The 16,795-nt window shown below is 65.3% G+C and carries 15 protein-coding genes; 6 read left to right on the top strand and 9 right to left on the bottom strand.

What is annotated here, in order from left to right:
• Window positions 1-184 precede the first annotated feature (184 nt).
• Complete coding sequence (locus E3T22_RS15240) at window positions 185-1,615, bottom strand: CCA tRNA nucleotidyltransferase (protein ID WP_088457767.1); 1,431 nt, start codon at window positions 1,613-1,615, stop codon at window positions 185-187.
• Window positions 1,616-1,705: 90 nt separating this feature from the next.
• On the opposite strand from E3T22_RS15240, the gene E3T22_RS15235 reads away from it, so the two are divergent.
• From E3T22_RS15235 to E3T22_RS15210, 6 genes are all read left to right on the top strand, one after another.
• Window positions 1,706-4,003 (top strand): DUF6049 family protein, encoded by a 2,298-nt coding sequence (locus tag E3T22_RS15235; protein WP_134479623.1) that lies wholly within the window; start codon window positions 1,706-1,708, stop codon window positions 4,001-4,003.
• A complete protein-coding gene (murJ, locus tag E3T22_RS15230; protein WP_241983701.1) occupies window positions 3,996-5,615 on the top strand; it encodes a murein biosynthesis integral membrane protein MurJ in 1,620 nt (539 codons plus the stop codon). The genes E3T22_RS15235 and murJ overlap by 8 nt, the downstream gene beginning before the upstream one ends.
• A 164-nt stretch (window positions 5,616-5,779) precedes the next feature.
• Window positions 5,780-6,754, top strand: a complete 975-nt coding sequence (gene trxB / locus E3T22_RS15225; RefSeq protein WP_103429920.1) for a thioredoxin-disulfide reductase — start codon at window positions 5,780-5,782, stop codon at window positions 6,752-6,754.
• Between the two features lie 10 nt (window positions 6,755-6,764).
• The gene (gene trxA / locus E3T22_RS15220) at window positions 6,765-7,088 is read left to right on the top strand and encodes a thioredoxin (protein ID WP_088457771.1); all 324 of its coding nucleotides are present in this window, start codon (window positions 6,765-6,767) and stop codon (window positions 7,086-7,088) included.
• Between the two features lie 133 nt (window positions 7,089-7,221).
• On the top strand, window positions 7,222-8,541 hold the full coding sequence (locus tag E3T22_RS15215) for a PLP-dependent aminotransferase family protein (RefSeq protein WP_088457772.1): 1,320 nt from the start codon (window positions 7,222-7,224) through the stop codon (window positions 8,539-8,541).
• A 41-nt stretch (window positions 8,542-8,582) separates the two neighbouring features.
• Window positions 8,583-9,542 carry a D-alanine--D-alanine ligase gene (locus E3T22_RS15210; protein ID WP_134479621.1) on the top strand — a complete coding sequence of 320 codons (960 nt, stop codon included), beginning with the start codon at window positions 8,583-8,585 and terminating at the stop codon, window positions 9,540-9,542.
• Between the two features lie 2,017 nt (window positions 9,543-11,559).
• Here E3T22_RS15210 and E3T22_RS15205 read toward each other — a convergent pair.
• The 8 genes from E3T22_RS15205 to rpmH all read right to left on the bottom strand — a co-directional run bounded on the left by E3T22_RS15205 (window position 11,560) and on the right by rpmH (window position 16,575).
• Window positions 11,560-12,600, bottom strand: coding sequence for a ParB/RepB/Spo0J family partition protein (locus tag E3T22_RS15205; RefSeq protein ID WP_088457774.1), 1,041 nt, complete (start codon window positions 12,598-12,600; stop codon window positions 11,560-11,562).
• Window positions 12,600-13,538, bottom strand: a complete 939-nt coding sequence (locus tag E3T22_RS15200) for a ParA family protein (RefSeq protein ID WP_088457775.1) — start codon at window positions 13,536-13,538, stop codon at window positions 12,600-12,602. The genes E3T22_RS15205 and E3T22_RS15200 overlap by 1 nt, the downstream gene beginning before the upstream one ends.
• An 87-nt stretch (window positions 13,539-13,625) precedes the next feature.
• A complete protein-coding gene (rsmG, locus tag E3T22_RS15195) occupies window positions 13,626-14,255 on the bottom strand; it encodes a 16S rRNA (guanine(527)-N(7))-methyltransferase RsmG (protein ID WP_088457776.1) in 630 nt (209 codons plus the stop codon).
• An 11-nt stretch (window positions 14,256-14,266) separates the two neighbouring features.
• Complete coding sequence (locus E3T22_RS15190) at window positions 14,267-14,791, bottom strand: R3H domain-containing nucleic acid-binding protein (protein ID WP_088457777.1); 525 nt, start codon at window positions 14,789-14,791, stop codon at window positions 14,267-14,269.
• Window positions 14,792-14,796: 5 nt separating this feature from the next.
• Window positions 14,797-15,771 carry a membrane protein insertase YidC gene (gene yidC / locus E3T22_RS15185; protein ID WP_088457778.1) on the bottom strand — a complete coding sequence of 325 codons (975 nt, stop codon included), beginning with the start codon at window positions 15,769-15,771 and terminating at the stop codon, window positions 14,797-14,799.
• Window positions 15,759-16,091, bottom strand: a complete 333-nt coding sequence (gene yidD, locus E3T22_RS15180; RefSeq protein ID WP_088457779.1) for a membrane protein insertion efficiency factor YidD — start codon at window positions 16,089-16,091, stop codon at window positions 15,759-15,761. Before yidD ends, yidC begins: the two co-directional genes overlap by 13 nt.
• Entirely contained in the window at window positions 16,088-16,429 is a 342-nt protein-coding gene (gene rnpA, locus E3T22_RS15175; RefSeq protein WP_088457780.1) for a ribonuclease P protein component, read from the bottom strand. Before rnpA ends, yidD begins: the two co-directional genes overlap by 4 nt.
• 8 nt (window positions 16,430-16,437) lie before the next feature.
• The gene (rpmH, locus tag E3T22_RS15170) at window positions 16,438-16,575 is read right to left on the bottom strand and encodes a 50S ribosomal protein L34 (protein ID WP_010204566.1); all 138 of its coding nucleotides are present in this window, start codon (window positions 16,573-16,575) and stop codon (window positions 16,438-16,440) included.
• Between the last annotated feature and the right edge of the window lie 220 nt (window positions 16,576-16,795).

Here is a 16,795-nt window from a genome sequence, read left to right as displayed (position 1 = left end):
CGAGAAGCGTCTCCCGGTGGCCTCGCCGGGCGGTGACCGGTACGCGAGCGGTGCAGAACTCGGCCGAGCTCGGCCTGTGGAGGACGGGCGCTCCCGCGCGAGTTGCCCTACTGCGGACGAGTTGCCCCGGTGTGCCGGGGCAACTCGTCCGCACGTGGGCAACTCGCCGAGGGGGGCGGGCGGGTCAGGCGCTGCGGGCCGCCCACCAGGACTGCAGACGGCGGGTGGCTTCCTCGGTGCCGAGAGGCCCGTCGTCCAGGCGCTGCTCCAGGAGATAGCGGTAGGCCTCGCCCACCTCACGGCCCGGCGTCAGGCCCAGGATCGCCATGATCTCTTCACCGTCGAGGTCGGGCCGAACCGAGTCCATCTCCTCCTGGGCCGCGAGCTCACGGATGCGCTGTTCGAGGTCGTCGTAGGCGAAGCCCAGCCGGTCGGCCTTGCGCCGGTTGCGGGTGGTGACGTCGGCTCGGGTGAGGATGTGCAGCCGCTCGAGCTGGTCGCCGGCGTCGCGCACGTACCGGCGCACGGCGGAGTCGGTCCAGGCCCCTTCGGTGTAACCGAAGAACCGCAGGTGCAGTTCCACGAGTTTGCCCACCGCAGCGATGGTGTCGTTGTCGAAGCGCAGCGCACGCAACCGCTTCTTGGCCAGCTTCGCACCGACCACGTCGTGGTGGTAAAAACTCACCACACCGCCGGACTCGAGCCGCCGGGTGGCCGGCTTGCCGATGTCGTGCATGAGCGCCGCCAACCGCACCACGAGGTCGGGTTCGGGAAGGTTCTTACGGGTTCGCTCGTAACCGATGGCCTGGTCGAGCACCGTCAGGGTGTGCTGGTAGACGTCTTTGTGATGATGGTGCTCGTCGACCTCCAGGCGCAGGTCCGGGATCTCCGGCAGCACGATCGCGGCCAGGCCGGATTCCACGAGCAGCTCGATGCCGGCACGCGGGTTCGCCGAGCGCAGCAGCTTGCCGAGCTCATCGCCGACCCGTTCGGCGGAGATGATGTTGATGCTCCCGGCCATGGCGGACATGGCGATCGCGGTGTCGATCTCGAGGGTGAAGCCCAGCTGAGCGGTGAAGCGGGCGGCCCGCATCATCCGCAGCGGGTCGTCGCCAAACGAGATCTCGGGTGCGGTGGGCGTCCGCAGTACCCCGTTGAGCAGGTCGTCGATCCCATTAGACGGGTCGACGAGAGTGAGCTGCGGCAGCCGCAGAGCGAGCGCGTTCACGGTGAAGTCCCGCCGCAGCAGGTCATCATCGAGGCTGCTGCCGAAGACCACGTCGGGGCGGCGGGTCTGACCGTCGTAGCTGTCGGCCCGATAGGTGGTGATCTCGACCTTCTCGCCCGCGATCTGGGCGCCGATGGTGCCGAACGCACGACCGATGTCCCAGTGCGCCTCGGCGATCGGCTTGACGATCGTCAAGATCTGGTCGGGAGTGGCGTTGGTGGTGAAGTCGAGGTCATTGGTGACTCGGTTCAGGAACGCGTCGCGGACGGGACCGCCGACCAGGGCCAGTTCAAAACCGGCCGCGGCGAATGCGTTCGCCAAACGGGACACCGTGGGGGACGCAGCCAGGTCGCCCAGTCTTGCGAGGGCTGCCGTGACGCTCTGCATGCCCCAATGGTAGTTGCTCGCCCGTCCCACCCGCGCGCCACCCAGCCGGCGCGGAGGGTTCTCACCCGGCTACGCCGTAGAATCCCGTACATGCTGGCCGATCCGAATCACGCGCGTCGGCCTGCGCTCCCCGGAATCCGGCGTCGCATCGTGGCCGCGCTGCTGTGCGCCCCCCTGCTGCTCTGCCCGGCGCTGGCCACCGCGACTCCGGCAACCGCCGCGACGGGCACGTTCGTGGGGTCGGTGGAAACGGCGACCAACGACGACACCGTCGCCCTGCACGTCACACCGGCCACCTCCTCGATCCTGCGCCTCAACGAGGACCTCAAGCTCTCCGTCACCATCACCAACGATTCCGCCACCGCCATCCCCACCGGAAACATCGATGTCTTCCTGGCGGAGCGGGCGCTGACCAGTTCAACGGACCTGGACGACTGGCTCGCCTCGGACGAGGACGACGACACCGGCAGCGACCTGATGACCAGCGTCCCGCTCACCGTCCCCGTGCAGCCCAACAGCACGGTCACGGTCGCGGTCTCGGTGCCCAACGCCGCGCTCGGCCTGTTCGAGTGGAGTCCCTGGGGACCGCGGGGCATCGCGGCCTCCCTCACCACTGATGAATCGGTGCGGGCGTCCGGTCGGTCCACCTTCGTCTGGTACCCGGATGCCTCCGTGCAGCAGCCCCCCGTCGTCACCCCGGTCAGCCTCGCCGTAGCGATGCCGATCACCACCCCCGCGAACAGCTCCGGCCTCATCAGCGCCGAGGATCTCGCCGCGTACACCTCCAGCTCCGGTATCCTCACCCGCCAGCTCGACGGGCTTCTCAACCGCCCCGTCGCGATCGCCGTCGACCCGATGATCATCGCCTCGATCCGGGTGCTCGGAACGAGCGCGCCTGAGTCCGCGATCACCTGGCTGAACCGCCTCGATCTGGCGGAAAACGATATATTCCCGCTCGGGTATGCAGACTCGGATCCTTCCCTGGCCGTTCAGGCCGGGTCAAGCAGCCCGCTCTCACCGACCTCGCTGACTTTCGCCACCGACCCGGCCCTGTTCGTTCCCATCGAACCCACTGCCGCGCCAGAGCCCGAGGGGAGCGCCGTCGATCCCGGCGCACCGACCTCGTCCGACGCGCCCGCGGTCCCGGACCAGCCCACCGGTGAAAACCCTGTGCCGACCCTCGACCAGCTGCTCGCCTGGGACTACACCTCCACGTCCATCGCCTGGCCCGCCGACGACGCCGTCGCTCAGGCAGACCTGTCCGCCTTCGCGACCGCGGAACTCACCACGACGCTCCTCTCATCGGGCAACGTGACCCTGGACGACCCTGAAGTCACCACCAGCACAACTGTCGACCTGGGCTCCAACGAACTCGGCCTGGTTGCCGACGCCGGGATCTCGGAGGCGATGCGCTCGGCCGTCATGGCCACGACCGATGACGACTGGCGCGGGTACATGGCCGAGTTGTCCTCCCAAATCGCCGTCGTGGCCGCCGCGAATCCCGACCAGGCGCACACGCTCCTCGCTACCCTCGATCGCGGCTGGCCGCCGACCGCGGCGCGGCTGGCGCAGACCATCGACGCACTGTCGGCCCTGCCCTGGTACTCCGCAACAACGCTGACGGCGGCAGCAGCAGCTCCGGTCTCCACCGACGTCACCTTCCGGCCGCAGGCCGAGCCCAGCAGCAGCGTCGACCTCGCGAGCCGACTGATCGCCCGGGAAGCCGAGATCGTCTCTTTCTCCACAGCCCTCGCCGATCCGGCCGCCGTCACGGCACCGAACCGGCTCGCCGTGCTCGCCCTGCTGGCGACGTCCTGGCGGGCCGACCCGGACGACTGGCGCACCGCCGTTGACGACAATCTGGCGACGTCCAGCGAGGTGTTGCGGTCGGTCACGGTGAGCACCAAGGGACCGATCAATGTCGTCGGAAGCAAGGTCGACATCCCCGTCACGCTGAACAACGCCCTCGGCCAGGCCGTCACGGTGCGGGTACAGGTCGTCCCCTCCAACGGCCGCCTGGTGGTGGGCAACGATGTCGAGGCCGTGATCGACGCGAGTTCGGCCAAGACAGTGTCTATCCCCGTGACCGCAGCGGTCGGAAACGGCGCGGTCAGCCTGCGAGTGACGCTCTTCACCCCGTCCGGGGCGCAACTGGGTCAGCCCTCGTTGATCTCGGTCAATGTGCGCGCGGACTGGGAAGGCATCGGATCCCGCATCTTTGCCGCTCTGGTCGTGCTGTTCTTCGGCTTCGGCGTGTGGCGCAACATCGTGCACCGGCGACGCGACCGTTCACAGGGCGCCGAAGCTGACGCCGACCCGCTCGACAGCGACCCCGCCGTCACTCCCCCAGCTGTTGCCGACGATGTCCCCCCGGCTCCCCGTGGTTAGCCAGGGCGGCGTCGGCCGCGCCAGTGCGATCCTGGCCTCGGGAACTCTCGTCTCGCGTCTGCTCGGTTTTCTCAAGGTCATCGTCTTCGCCCACATCATCGGGCAGATCGGCAACGTCCCCGACGCCTTCACGGTCGCCAACCAGCTGCCGAACACCGTGTACACGATCGTGGCCGGCGGCGTCCTCACCGCGGTGCTGGTTCCCCAAATCGTGCGCGCGAGCCTGCACGACGATGGCGGGACCGCATACATCAACAAGCTCGTCACCCTGGCCTTGAGCATCCTGGCCATCACGACCCTGGCCGCCACGCTGCTCGCACCCCTGATCACCCGGTTCATCGGCCTGGGCTTCTCCCCCGAGCAACTGTCGTTGGCGATCGGATTCGCGTACTGGTGCCTGCCGCAGATCTTCTTCTACGGCTTGTACACGGTCCTGGGCGAGGTCCTCAACGCCCGCAAGTCCTTCGGCCCGTTCACCTGGGTGCCCGTGATCAACAACGTGATCTCCATCGGCGGTCTGCTGCTGTTCGGTCTCCTATTCGGTATCGACACGGATGGCCAACGGCCGCCGGCCGACTTCACCCCGGGGATGACCGCCCTGCTGGCCGGCAGCGCGACGCTCGGTGTCGTGTTGCAGGCCGTGGTGCTCTACTACTTCTGGCGCCGCATCGGATTGCGCTACCGCCCCGACTTCGCCTTCAGGGGTGTCGGCCTCGGCGCGGCCGGCAAGATGGCCAGCTGGACCTTCGGCATGCTGCTGCTGACCACGATCGCCGGCATCGTCGAAACGCAGGTCGTGACCCTAGCATCGGGAGAAGGCGCTTCCTCCACCGTCATGAGCACGGCGTGGCTGATCTTCATGCTGCCGCACTCGATCATCACGGTTTCCGTGGCCACCGCGTATTTCACCCGGATGAGCGAGCACGCCGCCCGCCATGACACCGAGAAGCTGCGCACGGATGCCTCCTCGGCCATCCGCGGGACCACCCTGCTGATCGTGCTCGCCAGTGCGGTCATCATGGTCTGCGCCTACCCGTTCGCCACGGTCTTCGGCGAAGCCGGGTTCGAACAGGTGCAAGCCATCGGCAACGTCATCATCGCCTTCCTCCTGGGCCTGGTGGCCTTCTGCGTGCTCTTCGTCGTGCAGCGCACCTTCTACGCCCTCGGCGACACGCGGACCCCGTTCTTCTTCACCCTGTTCCAGGTGGTCCTGGTCATCACTGGTGTGCTGGGCTGCGCCCTGCTTCCGCCGCAATGGATCGCGTTCGGCATCGCCCTCGTGGTGACGGTATCCGGGATCCTCCAGGCGATCCTGGCCGCGTGGCTGCTGCGCAAGCGGCTCGGCGGTATCGACGGGCGGCGGATCCTGCGCAGCCTGGTGAAGTACGTCGCCGCCGTCATCGTCCCGGTCGCCGCGGGAATCGGCATCCTGGTCGTGCTGGGCGGCACCACGGCGGGCGGTTTCGCCGTGTCGGGAATCGGACCGGCGATTCTCTCCATGATCCTGATCGGTTCGGTCATGGCCGTGCTGTACTTCGGCCTGTTGCTTCTCATGCGCAGCCCCGAACTACACGGCTTCCTGGCCCCGTTGAAGGCCCGCCTCGGGCGTTAGTCCGCCCGTGCTGCGGGTAATGGCCGGGTGACCGGTTGCTGAACAGCAGCTGTGCAGCGGGGCCCCGAGCCGGACGGGGCGGAATAGCTTCCGATTAGGATGTGTTGTACCCGAATGTGAGGCGCCGAAAGGCGTCTCTTCCACTGATTTCAAGGAGTCTACGCGTGCGTCAGATCATCATCATCGGTTCGGGTCCTGCCGGATTCACCGCCGCCATCTACGCTGCGCGTGCGAACATGAAGCCGCTGCTGATCGCCAGTTCGGTCGAGGCCGGCGGTGAACTGATGAACACCACCGACGTTGAGAACTTCCCGGGCTTCGCCGACGGCATCCAGGGCCCGGAGCTGATGGCGAAGATGCAGGAGCAGGCCGAGAAGTTCGGCACCGAGGTCGTCTACGACGACGTGACCAAGCTCGAATTCGGCGACACGGTCAAGTCGGTCACCCTCGGCAACGGCGAGAAGCACGAGGCCCTGTCGGTGATTTTCGCCACCGGGTCCGCCTACCGCAAGCTCGGCATCCACGACGAAGAGCGTCTGAGCGGCCGGGGCGTGTCCTGGTGTGCCACCTGCGATGGTTTCTTCTTCAAGGAGAAGGTCATCGCCGTCGTCGGCGGCGGCGACTCCGCCATGGAGGAGGCCACCTTCCTCACCCGCTTCGCGAAAAAGGTCTACATCATTCACCGCAAGGACACCCTCCGGGCGTCCAAGATCATGCAGGAGCGCGCTCTGTCGCACCCGAAGATCGAGTTCGTCTGGAACTCCGAGGTCGTCGGCATCGATGGTGAAGAGGCCGTTGAGGGTCTGCGTCTTCGTGACACCGTCACAGGCACCGAGAGCACCCTCGAGGTGGGCGGTTTGTTCGTCGCCATCGGCAACGACCCGCGCACCCACCTCGTGCACGATCTGCTCGACCTCACCAGTGAGGGCACCATCGCCGTCGCCGGACGCTCCTCCAAGACCAGCCAGGCCGGCGTCTTCGCCGCAGGAGACGTCATCGACCCCACCTACCGCCAGGCCGTCACCGCGGCCGCCAGCGGCACTGTGGCGGCCCTGGACGCCGAACACTACCTGGCCACCCTCCCCGAGGACTTGCTGGCTGCGGCCGGCGACCCCGAATTTGCAAGCGTCACCAACTAAGGAGCACTACATGTCAGCACGCGCCGTCACCGACGCCACCTTCGACCAGGAAGTCATCAACAACGAGAAGACCGTCCTGGTGGACTTCTGGGCCGAGTGGTGTGGCCCGTGTCGCGCCGTCAGCCCGATCCTCGACCAGATCGCCGCGGAGCACTCCGACAAGATCGACATCGTCAAGCTGAACGTGGACGACCACCCGGCCCTCGCCGCAAAGTACATGATCACCTCCATCCCCGCGATGAAGGTCTTCCAGAAGGGTGAGGTCGTCAAGACCGTCATCGGCGCCAAGCCGAAGCCCGCCCTCGAAGCCGACCTGGCCGCCTACCTCAAGTAGCCGCCGGCAGGTTCTTCCGCGAACCCGACACCCGCCCGGCAGCCGCCGGGCGGGTGTTTTTGTAAATTCAGGCGGATGCGGCCGCTGAGCGACGCACCCCATACGATTAAGGCCACACCAGAACGGATATGACGTGACAGCGATAGGCACCTCCCAGGCCGGCAACAACCTCGACCCGTGGTACCACCACTACGCCGAGCGAGCCGCCGCCCTGCGCGCCTCCGAGGTTCGCGCCCTGTTCGCCGTCGCCTCACGCCCCGAGGTCGTCTCCCTTGCCGGTGGCATGCCCTACGTCGCCGCCCTGCCCCAGGACCTCGTGATCAACGCGATGGACAGCGTCATGCGCAAACAGGGCCCCGTTGCGCTGCAATATGGCTCTGGCCAGGGAGTTCCCTTGTTCCGTGAGCAGATCCTCGAGGTCATGGCGCTGGAAGGCATCCGCGCCCACGCCGATGACGTCGTCGTCACCACGGGGTCGCAACACGCTCTCGAACTGGTCAGCAAGCTCTTCCTGGACCCCGGCGACGTTGTCATCGCCGAGGGGCCGAGCTATGTCACGGCCATGGTCATCTTCAAGTCGTACCAGGCCGATGTCGACCACGTACCCATGGACGAGCACGGCATGATCCCCGAGGCCCTCCGCGAACACATCGCACGCCTGAAGGCCGCCGGTCGCAAGATCAAGTTCCTTTACACGATTCCCAGTTTCCACAACCCGGCCGGGGTGACCCTCAGCTGGGCCCGCCGTCTGGAGATCCTGGAGATCGCGAAGGCCAACCAGATTCTGGTCCTCGAGGACAACCCGTATGGGCTGTTGTATTTCGACCAGAAGGCACCGGATGCCATGCGTTCCATCGAACGGGACGGTGTGGTGTACCTGGGGACCTTCTCCAAGACCCTCGCCCCCGGCTTCCGGGTGGGTTGGGCCCTGGCCCCGCACGCCATCCGCGAGAAGCTCGTGCTGGCCAACGAGGCGGCGGTACTCTCCCCCAGCTCGTTCAGCCAACTGGTGATCTCCGAGTACCTGTCCACCGCGGATTGGAAGGGTCAGATCAACACCTTCCGCGGCGTCTACCGCGAACGCAAGAACGCCATGCTTTCCGCGTTGACGGAATACCTTCCCGAGCTCACCTGGACCAACCCCAACGGCGGGTTCTACGTGTGGCTCAACCTGCCGGACACCCTGGACTCCAAGGCAATGCTGCCTCGCGCGGTCAAGGAGCTCGTGGCGTACACCCCCGGCACGGCGTTCTTCGCGGATGGTCAGGGTCGCCAGAACATCCGGCTTTCCTTCTGCTATCCCACGCCGGACCACATCCGCCTGGGTATCCGTCGCCTCGCCACCGTCATCCGTGACGAACTAGAGCTGCTCGACACCTTCGCCGGAACAGGCTCGCTGTTTCCCGCCCACGACGGTCGCCGCTTCGGCGCCCCGCCGCCCGACATCAACTAACCCCGCGTTTCTCCGGCTCGAGCTAAGGAAAACCCCAGATCATGAGCGAATCAGAGTTTCTTGACATTGTGGTGCTCGCGGGTGGAATCTCGCACGAGCGCGACGTCTCCATGCGCAGTGGCCGCCGGGTGGCAGACGAGCTGACCGGGCTCGGTCACACCGTGACCGTGCTCGACCCGCAGGCGGGACTCCTCACCGAGCTAGCCACCCGCAAGCCTGACGTGATCTGGCCCGTTCTGCACGGCGCGACCGGAGAAGACGGTGCCCTGCTCTCACTGCTCGAGACCACCGGGATCCCGCACGTCGGCCCGCGTGGCACCGCGGCGGGACTGGCCTGGTCCAAGCCCACCGCCAAGGAACTTGTACGTCGCGCCGGATACGCCACCCCGACCTGGATCGCCCTCTCACGTGAGACCTTCCGCGACCTCGGTGCAGCCAGTGTGCTTGAGCACCTCGTGACCGCCCTAGGCACACCCCTGGTCGTCAAACCCGCCCAGGGTGGCTCTGCCCAGGGTGTGACCATTGTCGACACAGCAGCGGGTCTCCCCCGCGCCATGGTCGATGCCTACACCTACGACGAGACGGCCCTCGTTGAGACGAAGATCGAAGGCACCGAGCTTGCCGTCACGGTCATCAACACCGGTGCCGGGCCCGTCGCACTCCCCGCCGTTGAAATCGCGCCCGTAAGTGGCGTCTTCAGCTTCGAAGCTCGGTACAACGCCGGCGAAACGCTCTTCTTCACGCCGGCCCGCATCGCGCCGGATGTGGCCCAGCGGGTGGCCGAGACCGCCGTGGCGATTCATAGCCTGCTCGGGTTGGCCCAGCTTTCCCGCATCGACCTGATGGTCGACGCCGAGGGGGTCGCGTGGTTCCTCGAGGCGAACGTCCTGCCCGGACTCACCGAAACCTCACTCGCCCCGCAGTCCATTGAAGCCTCCGGAGAGTCACTCGGAACTGTCTATGCGGCCCTCGCTCGAGCGGCCTCCACCAGCCTGCAGTAGCCACGCGTTGCCGTCATGTTTCACGTGAAACACCCCCCTCCGAGGGTGGGTGTTTCACGTAAAACATTGTCATCGACGGCTCCCAGTGGCCGCTCGTCACCATTTCGCCGGTCCGGCCAGAAAGCGAGACGCGCCCTTCGGTGGTCGAGCTGGTCGAGACCCTGCTGGAGGCACCGTGGCTGCCACCCGCTCCTGGCGACAGATCTGAACTTCGTCCCCAGGTCATTTGATTTGGCGGCTCCGAGCGCCACCGCGCGTCCACTCCACCGCGCGTCCACTCCCCCGCGCATCAATGCCGCCGAAGTAGCTCGGGAGCGCCACAAATCGCCCTCGACTGGCCCAAAACCGGCCCAAATTGCGCTGTAGAGGCCGTTGTATGCGCTCACGTGCAGCCTATTGACACCGGAATCCCGCTTTCGACAACCAGAATCAACCGTGGGTGCGCATTCCAGACCCTGACGCGCAGGCCGCAACCGCCTCGCCGGTCGAGCCTACTGAGACCCTAGGCGAGAAATGTTTCACGTGAAACACCGGGCCGGAGACGCGGCAGCTTCCGACGGCGCATCCGCCCCGACCACCGAATTCGCCTTCATTTTCGCTGAAACAGCCCTCTCAAGTCCCCCATTTGCGGCCGCTCCCCTCGCGGGATCGTTCCTACTCATGAGTGCCAAAAACTTAACGTCGACAAGTTCAATCAACCAGACATGGAGCCCACTGGGCCTATCCAGAAGCGGGAGCGGAATCTCGACGGGCTGAAGCAAGCGAGTCAGGGCCCGTTACGTCGCCCGCGTCAATCCCCGACACCCTCACTGAGCGGTCGGGACGATCCGAACGCCAGGGCTTGCGCTCCGCACGTACGTCGGCCGAGCTTGACGACACGGCCAGAAGTCTCGAGCCGCGGGCACGGCCAGACCCACCCGACGTGCTCCGGCCAGAACACGCAGGTTGCATGCCATTTCGGGGGTCGTGCCTATCGAGTCCCGACACGGCCAGTGTTTCACGTGAAACAACGCTCGGAGCAGGTCCAGCCGGCGCAATTCCGGGCCGTTTGACGTAAACCCGACACGTGAGCCATCGAACGGCCACTCCGCCGCTTTCGGAGGGCCAAAGACAGCCCGGCGACGCCACGATCGTCTTACGAGCGTCCGGAATCGGGCCAGGGGTCGGTCACGGTCAGCGCTGAGCAGAGCGCGTCATGCTAGTCGGCCCAGTGAATCTGATGTCAGAAATCTCAAGCGGTTAGGTGAGACCTGAAGAGTCGCTTCCTCGAACGGGGCACCGTGATTTCGGAACGCCCCAGTCAACCCGACTCGAAGGAGCAGTCATGGCCTGAGCGTCGCACCCTCGTGGTTGGTCAAGCCCGTCGCTACCACGCGCGGCAGCTGTTTCACGTGAAACATCACACTCGACGGGATGCCCGTCGTGAGCCAGGGTTCGTCAACCACCGGCCACCCGATTTCTCGCCGCAAAGGGGCTACAGTAGGCAATTTTCCCGCCAGATTGGCGCGAATTGACGGCCCTGAGAGCCATCGTAAGGCTGCTGCTCCGCTCGTCAGCGTCGCAAATGCCGGCTCGTCGCGCCACAGTCGCCCTCTCAACGCCCCAAATGAGCTCAAAATCGCGTAAACCGATGACTGCCGGCCGCGCGGTTCGGGCTCAGGAGCATCGAGGATCCGACTTCGACAGGCTCAATCCCGGGGACCCCCGTTGGATCGGACTCGTCGACAGGCCCAGGCCTGATTTCGACAAGCGCAATCAGCGAGGCCCGGCTGTGGGTGAGCGTGCGAGACCCTCGGGTTCGAACATCGACCACGTCAGTCACCGAGGCCCGGAAGGGTGGCCAGGAGCCGAGCTGTCAGGACGCGGAAATCTGATGTCCACATGCTCAGCGAGGACCGCCGCGGGCGAGCGCGCCCAAAATCAGCATGGGAACCCCGCTCAGCTCAATCAGCGAGACCCGCCGTTTGGCAGGCCCGCCTAGTCCCACACCGAATGTTTCACGTGAAACAAAGCGCCGCTAGTTGGCTCCGAAGCCGGGTTCCCCGAGTACGCCGAGAATGCGGTTCAGGTCGCCGATCGTAGCGAAATCAACTGTGATCTGGCCTTTTCGTGCGCCCAGGTTGATTTTCACGCGGGTATCGAGGCGGTCTCCGAGGTGTTCGGCGATCTCGTTGAGATGTCCCTGTCGCTTTCCGGGTGCGGGTTTCACGACAACGGGTTTGGGTCCGGCAGCGGCGGCGGCCTCAGCCGCCCGCACCGACAGGTCCTCGTTGACGATCTTGTCTGCGAGGCGCAACATGCCCTCGGTGTCCCCCACTGACAGCACTGCTCGCGCATGACCAGCCGACAGTACGCCGGCCGCAACACGAAGCTGCACGGCCTCCGGCAGCTTCAACAGGCGCAGGGTGTTGGTGATCTGCGGGCGCGACCTACCGATGCGGCTGGCCAGCTCTTCCTGGGTGATGTCGAAGTCCGACAGCAGCTGCTGGTAAGCGGACGCTTCTTCGAGCGGGTTCAGCTGCGCGCGGTGCAGGTTCTCCAGCAGCGCGTCGCGGAGCATGTCGATGTCAGCGGTATCCCGCACGATCGCCGGGATGCTGTCGAGGCCGACTTCCTTGGTGGCGCGCAGGCGCCGCTCCCCCATGACGAGTTCGTACTTGCCCGGCTGTTCCAGGAGCGGACGCACGACGATGGGCTGCAGCACTCCGACTTCGCGAATGCTGTGCACGAGTTCGGCCAGGTCGTCCTCGTCGAAAACGCTGCGCGGCTGCACGGCATTGGGCACGATGTCGGCCGGATTCAAATGCGCAAGGCGCGCCCCGGGAACCGGAAGAAGCTCAACAGTGGTCTCGTCGGCCGCCTCGATCGTCGCCGTCGAAGCCGAACCTGCGGAAGACGTCGGCGCAGAGCCGGGCACCGGGGAGGCGCCGGCGGTGCCCTCGGCGTGCGGGACCTCGTTGTACGGGAAGAAGACGTCGACGGGCCGTGCCTGTGACGGGTTGTCCTGCACGGGAATGAGCGAACCGATACCGCGGCCGAGCCCTGTACGTTTCGCCATTACTGCGCATCTCCTGTTCGTGGAACGCCCCGACGGGCGATTTCTGCGGCTGCTTCGAGGTAGGAGAGCGATCCTGCCGAGTTGAGATCGTAGCTGATGACGCTCTGACCGTAGCTGGGCGCCTCAGAAACCCGCACCGAGCGCGGAATCAGCGTGTCCAGCACCTGTTTCGGGAAGTGATCGCGCACATCTTGCGCCACCTGGTTCGCGAGGTTCGTGCGGCTGTCGTACATGGTGAGCAGGATCGTCGAGACGATGAGTTGCGGGTTCAGGTGCTTCTCGATCAGCTCGATGTTCTTCAACAGCTGACTCAGTCCCTCCAGCGCGTAGTACTCGCACTGAATCGGGATGAGAACCTCCCGAGCGGCGACGAACGCATTGATCGTGAGGAGCCCGAGAGACGGCGGGCAGTCGATGAAGACGTAGTCGTAGGGGTCCGCCATCTCCTTGATGTGCAGGTCCAGGGCGCGACGCAGTCGCTGTTCCCGGGCAACGAGCGAAACGAGTTCGATCTCTGCGCCGGCCAGGTGGATGGTCGCCGGTACACAGTACAGCGCCCCGAACTCCGGGCTCTTCTGCACAACGTCCACCATCGGCAGGTCATTGATGATCACGTCGTAAACACTCGAGGTCTCGGCGCGGTGCTCCACACCGAGCGCGGTGGAGGCGTTGCCCTGCGGGTCCAGGTCAATCACGAGAACACGCGCACCCTGGCGGGCCAACGCGGCGGCCAGGTTGACGGCGGTGGTGGTCTTGCCCACCCCACCCTTCTGATTGGAGATGGTGATCACCCGGGTGCTCTCGGGCTTGGGTAGCCTCTCGGCGGCGATCACCTGACGGCGGCGGGTCAGATCCGAGATCTCCCGCGCCAGGGGGGTGCTGTTGTCGACGCCGGAACCGGGAGTGCCGGTCTGCTGGTCTTCGCCGGGATGTTTCACGTGAAACCTTTGCGTTCGACGGTTGATGAGCCACCCGAAAGGGTGCCCCGGAGTTCTCCGCCCATGTTGCGCGGATGTTGCCGGGGACTAGTCCACTGTAGCCTTAATGACCCGCGTGACGTCCTCCAGCACACCCTCGCCGAGGGTGAGGACCTCCACATCGCGCAGGCGGAACTTTTTGATCGGCTTGGCGGCGTTGGCGATCTCCCCCGCGGCACCCGCGCCCTTCATCAGCACGAGTTCACCGCCGGAACGCAACAGTGGGGCCGTGAGGGGAATCAGGGTCTTGAACGCGCTCACGGCGCGGGCGGTGACCTGATCCAGGGGCGTATCCAGACGGATGTCTTCGGCGCGGGCCCGCTGCACCCGTGCGTTGGTGAGGCCGAGTGCGGCGATCTGGCCGGTCAACCACGCCACTCGGCGTTCCATCGGCTCGATGAGCACGAACGAGACATCGGGCCGCGCGATCGCCAGCACCAGACCCGGCAGCCCGGCGCCCGATCCCACGTCGCCGACCAGGCCGGGCTTCAGGAGTGGTGCTACCACGACGCAATTCAGGATGTGCCGGCTCCACAACCGGGGAAGTTCGAGCGGACCGATCAGGCCGAGCTCCTCCCCCTGCTCGGCGAGGTGCCTGGTGAACTCTCGGGCGACCTCGATGCGGTCACCGAAGAGTCCAGCTGCAACGGCGGGCTCGGCCTCGAGGGTCTCAGTCATACTCGGTGTGGCTACGCTGCCGTGATGACGGTGTGACGGTCGCGACCTTCGCCCAGGGACTCGGAGACGTATCCGCGCTCCGAAACGATGTCGTGCACGAGCTTGCGCTCGTAGGACGACATCGGGGGGAGGGAAGCCTCCGTTGCGCCGCCTTCGATGCGCTCGATGGCGTGGCCGACGAGGTCGGTCAGCTCGGCCTCGCGGGCCTCGCGGGATCCGCCGATGTCGAGGATCAGCCTGGAGAACGACCCGGTCTTGTTCTGCACGGCCAGTCGGGTGAGCTCCTGCAGGGCGTTCACGGTGTCGGGCTTGGACAGCAGGCGCAGGTTCTGCGGGTCAACCGAATTCACCGACAGGTAGGCCCGTCCGTTCCGGGCATCGATGTCGATGTCACCGTCGAGGTCGCAGATATCCAGGAACTCTTCAATGTAGTCCGCTGCGATGTCGCCTTCCTGCTCCAGCTGGCCGATGGTGGGCGCGGCGTCGGACGCGGCATCCGCGTTGATCACGTCGGTGTTCTCAGTCACGATGTCCATCCCTCTTACTTCTTGGGGCCGGTCTGCTTCTTGGCACGGTTCTTGCCAACGGGCTGCTGGCGCTGGGCCGGCTTCTTGGGCTCGTCGACAATGATGACGTCTCCGTCGGTTGCGATGAGTTTGCCCTTGCGGGCGAGCCGCTCTTCGCGGGCCTTGGCGGCCTCACTGCCCGGTGTGGGCATGTTGCGAATGACGAGGAACTGCTGGGCCATGGTCCAGATGTTCGAGGTGAGCCAGTAGAACATCACGCCGAGCGGGAAGGCCACACCGGAGAAGGCGAAGACCAGGGGCAGCAGGTACAGCATGATCTTCTGCTGCTTGAACATCGGGCTGGCCTTGGTCTCCGGCGACATGTTCTTGGAGACGATCTGCAGCTGGGTGATGAACTGCGACGCGGTCATCAGGACGACCATGGTGGCCGCGATGATCATGACGGAGAGGTTGAAGTCCGCTCCGGAGGTCCACAGCGTCCACTGCTGGGCGAACGTGTCGTGCAGCGGGGCAACGCCGAACAGGTTGGCATTGCCGAAGCTGGTCGCCAGGGCCTGGTTGAGGGGGCCGACGCCGGCATTGGAGCGCTGAGCGTCGTTGAGCACCGAGAACAGGGCAAAGAAGATCGGCATCTGCAGGAGCAGGGGCAGGCACGAGGCGAGCGGGTTGGTCCCGGTGCGCTTGTACAGCTCCATGGTCTCGCGGGACATGGCCTCTCGGGAGAACTGGTCCTTCTTGCCCTTGTACTTGTCCTGGATCTTTTTCAGCTGCGGCGCGACCTCGAGCATCTTGCGCTGGCTCTTGATCTGCTTCACGAAGATGGGGATCAGCGCAGCTCGCACCACGAGGACCAGGCCAACGATGGACAGCACCCAGGTGATGCCGTCGTTGTAGCCCATGCCGAGGTTGGAGAACAACCAGTGGAAGGCGACGAGCAGAAGCTCAACGGCCCACTTCAGCGGCCAGAGGATAGTACCTATGAGGTCCATACGTGCGGGTCAGCCCTTTCCGTGGCTAAAGGAACTACAAATCCAAACGACGTCACGGTGTAGCGACGGTGTCGTTTCAGGGGAACATCATCGATTCCGCCCTCAGCCCAAGGATGACAACGCAAGACCCGACGTGCGGCGAAAAAAGAGCCGACGATCAGGCCATATTCTTGGACGGCGCCGAGGGCGTACGCCGAACACGAGGGGTAGTACCGGCAAACATCGCCGTACAACGGTGAGATTACTGCGCGATAGACCCGCAGGAGCGCTACCCCGAGATTTCGGGGCAGCAATACCAACGTGAGGATCACCCTGTTCATCTCGCGCGCTGCCCCTTGACCAGTGCAGTCGACAGCTCGGCCACAAGATCGGGCCAGCTGGCGTGTACAGATGTCGGCAGTGCGCGAAAAACGATCTCCGTCCCGGCGGGAACGCCAGGAAGGAGATCGAAGCTTGCCGCTTTCAAACGACGACGCACGCGGTTTCGAACCACCGCGCCGCCCACGTTCTTGGCGACGATGAACCCGAACCGCACCGGGGTGGGTTCTGGGTTGCGGCGGAGGTACGCCACAGTGTGCGGGCCGACGACCCGCACACCTCGTCGAACGACAGCCTTATAGTCGCTCCCGCTCGTGATGCGATTGGCGTGAGCGAGCACGGGAGGTCTTACGCGGAGAGTTCGGTGCGACCCTTGCGACGACGAGCACCGAGGATGGCGCGTCCGGCGCGGGTGCGCATACGAAGACGGAAACCGTGCACCTTCGCGCGACGACGGTTGTTCGGCTGGAACGTTCTCTTGCTCATTGTTCAATCTCCACGTATTGGATCTCCGCAGGCCAAAACGAGCGGCCGGGAAAGAGTGAGGTAGCCCACGGGCTGGGGTCAACTGATTAAAACTACGGCTTCGCTCGCCCGTGGTCAAACTGACGACGCCCAAACGTTCGATTCTGCCCATTGAATTCCCATTTCCGGTACAGACACGCTGGCAATCTTCAAGCTAATTTGGCCTGACCGCCGGTCATTG

The sequence above is a fragment of the Cryobacterium sp. TMB3-10 genome, assembly GCF_004402305.1.
Taxonomy (GTDB): domain Bacteria; phylum Actinomycetota; class Actinomycetes; order Actinomycetales; family Microbacteriaceae; genus Cryobacterium; species Cryobacterium zongtaii.
This window is presented reverse-complemented; position numbering and strand designations above follow the sequence as displayed.

What these genes read in the sequence shown, in the direction of transcription:
- E3T22_RS15235 (WP_134479623.1), top strand. Translation starts at nt 1,706, where the DNA reads ATGCTGGCCGATCCGAATCACGCGCGTCGGCCTGCGCTCCCCGGAATC.
- trxA (WP_088457771.1), top strand. Translation starts at nt 6,765, where the DNA reads ATGTCAGCACGCGCCGTCACCGACGCCACCTTCGACCAGGAAGTCATC.
- yidD (WP_088457779.1), bottom strand. Translation starts at nt 16,091, where the DNA reads ATGAACAGGGTGATCCTCACGTTGGTATTGCTGCCCCGAAATCTCGGG.
- E3T22_RS15210 (WP_134479621.1), top strand. Translation starts at nt 8,583, where the DNA reads ATGAGCGAATCAGAGTTTCTTGACATTGTGGTGCTCGCGGGTGGAATC.
- E3T22_RS15205 (WP_088457774.1), bottom strand. Translation starts at nt 12,600, where the DNA reads ATGGCGAAACGTACAGGGCTCGGCCGCGGTATCGGTTCGCTCATTCCC.
- yidC (WP_088457778.1), bottom strand. Translation starts at nt 15,771, where the DNA reads ATGGACCTCATAGGTACTATCCTCTGGCCGCTGAAGTGGGCCGTTGAG.
- rpmH (WP_010204566.1), bottom strand. Translation starts at nt 16,575, where the DNA reads ATGAGCAAGAGAACGTTCCAGCCGAACAACCGTCGTCGCGCGAAGGTG.
- rsmG (WP_088457776.1), bottom strand. Translation starts at nt 14,255, where the DNA reads ATGACTGAGACCCTCGAGGCCGAGCCCGCCGTTGCAGCTGGACTCTTC.
- E3T22_RS15190 (WP_088457777.1), bottom strand. Translation starts at nt 14,791, where the DNA reads ATGGACATCGTGACTGAGAACACCGACGTGATCAACGCGGATGCCGCG.
- E3T22_RS15240 (WP_088457767.1), bottom strand. Translation starts at nt 1,615, where the DNA reads ATGCAGAGCGTCACGGCAGCCCTCGCAAGACTGGGCGACCTGGCTGCG.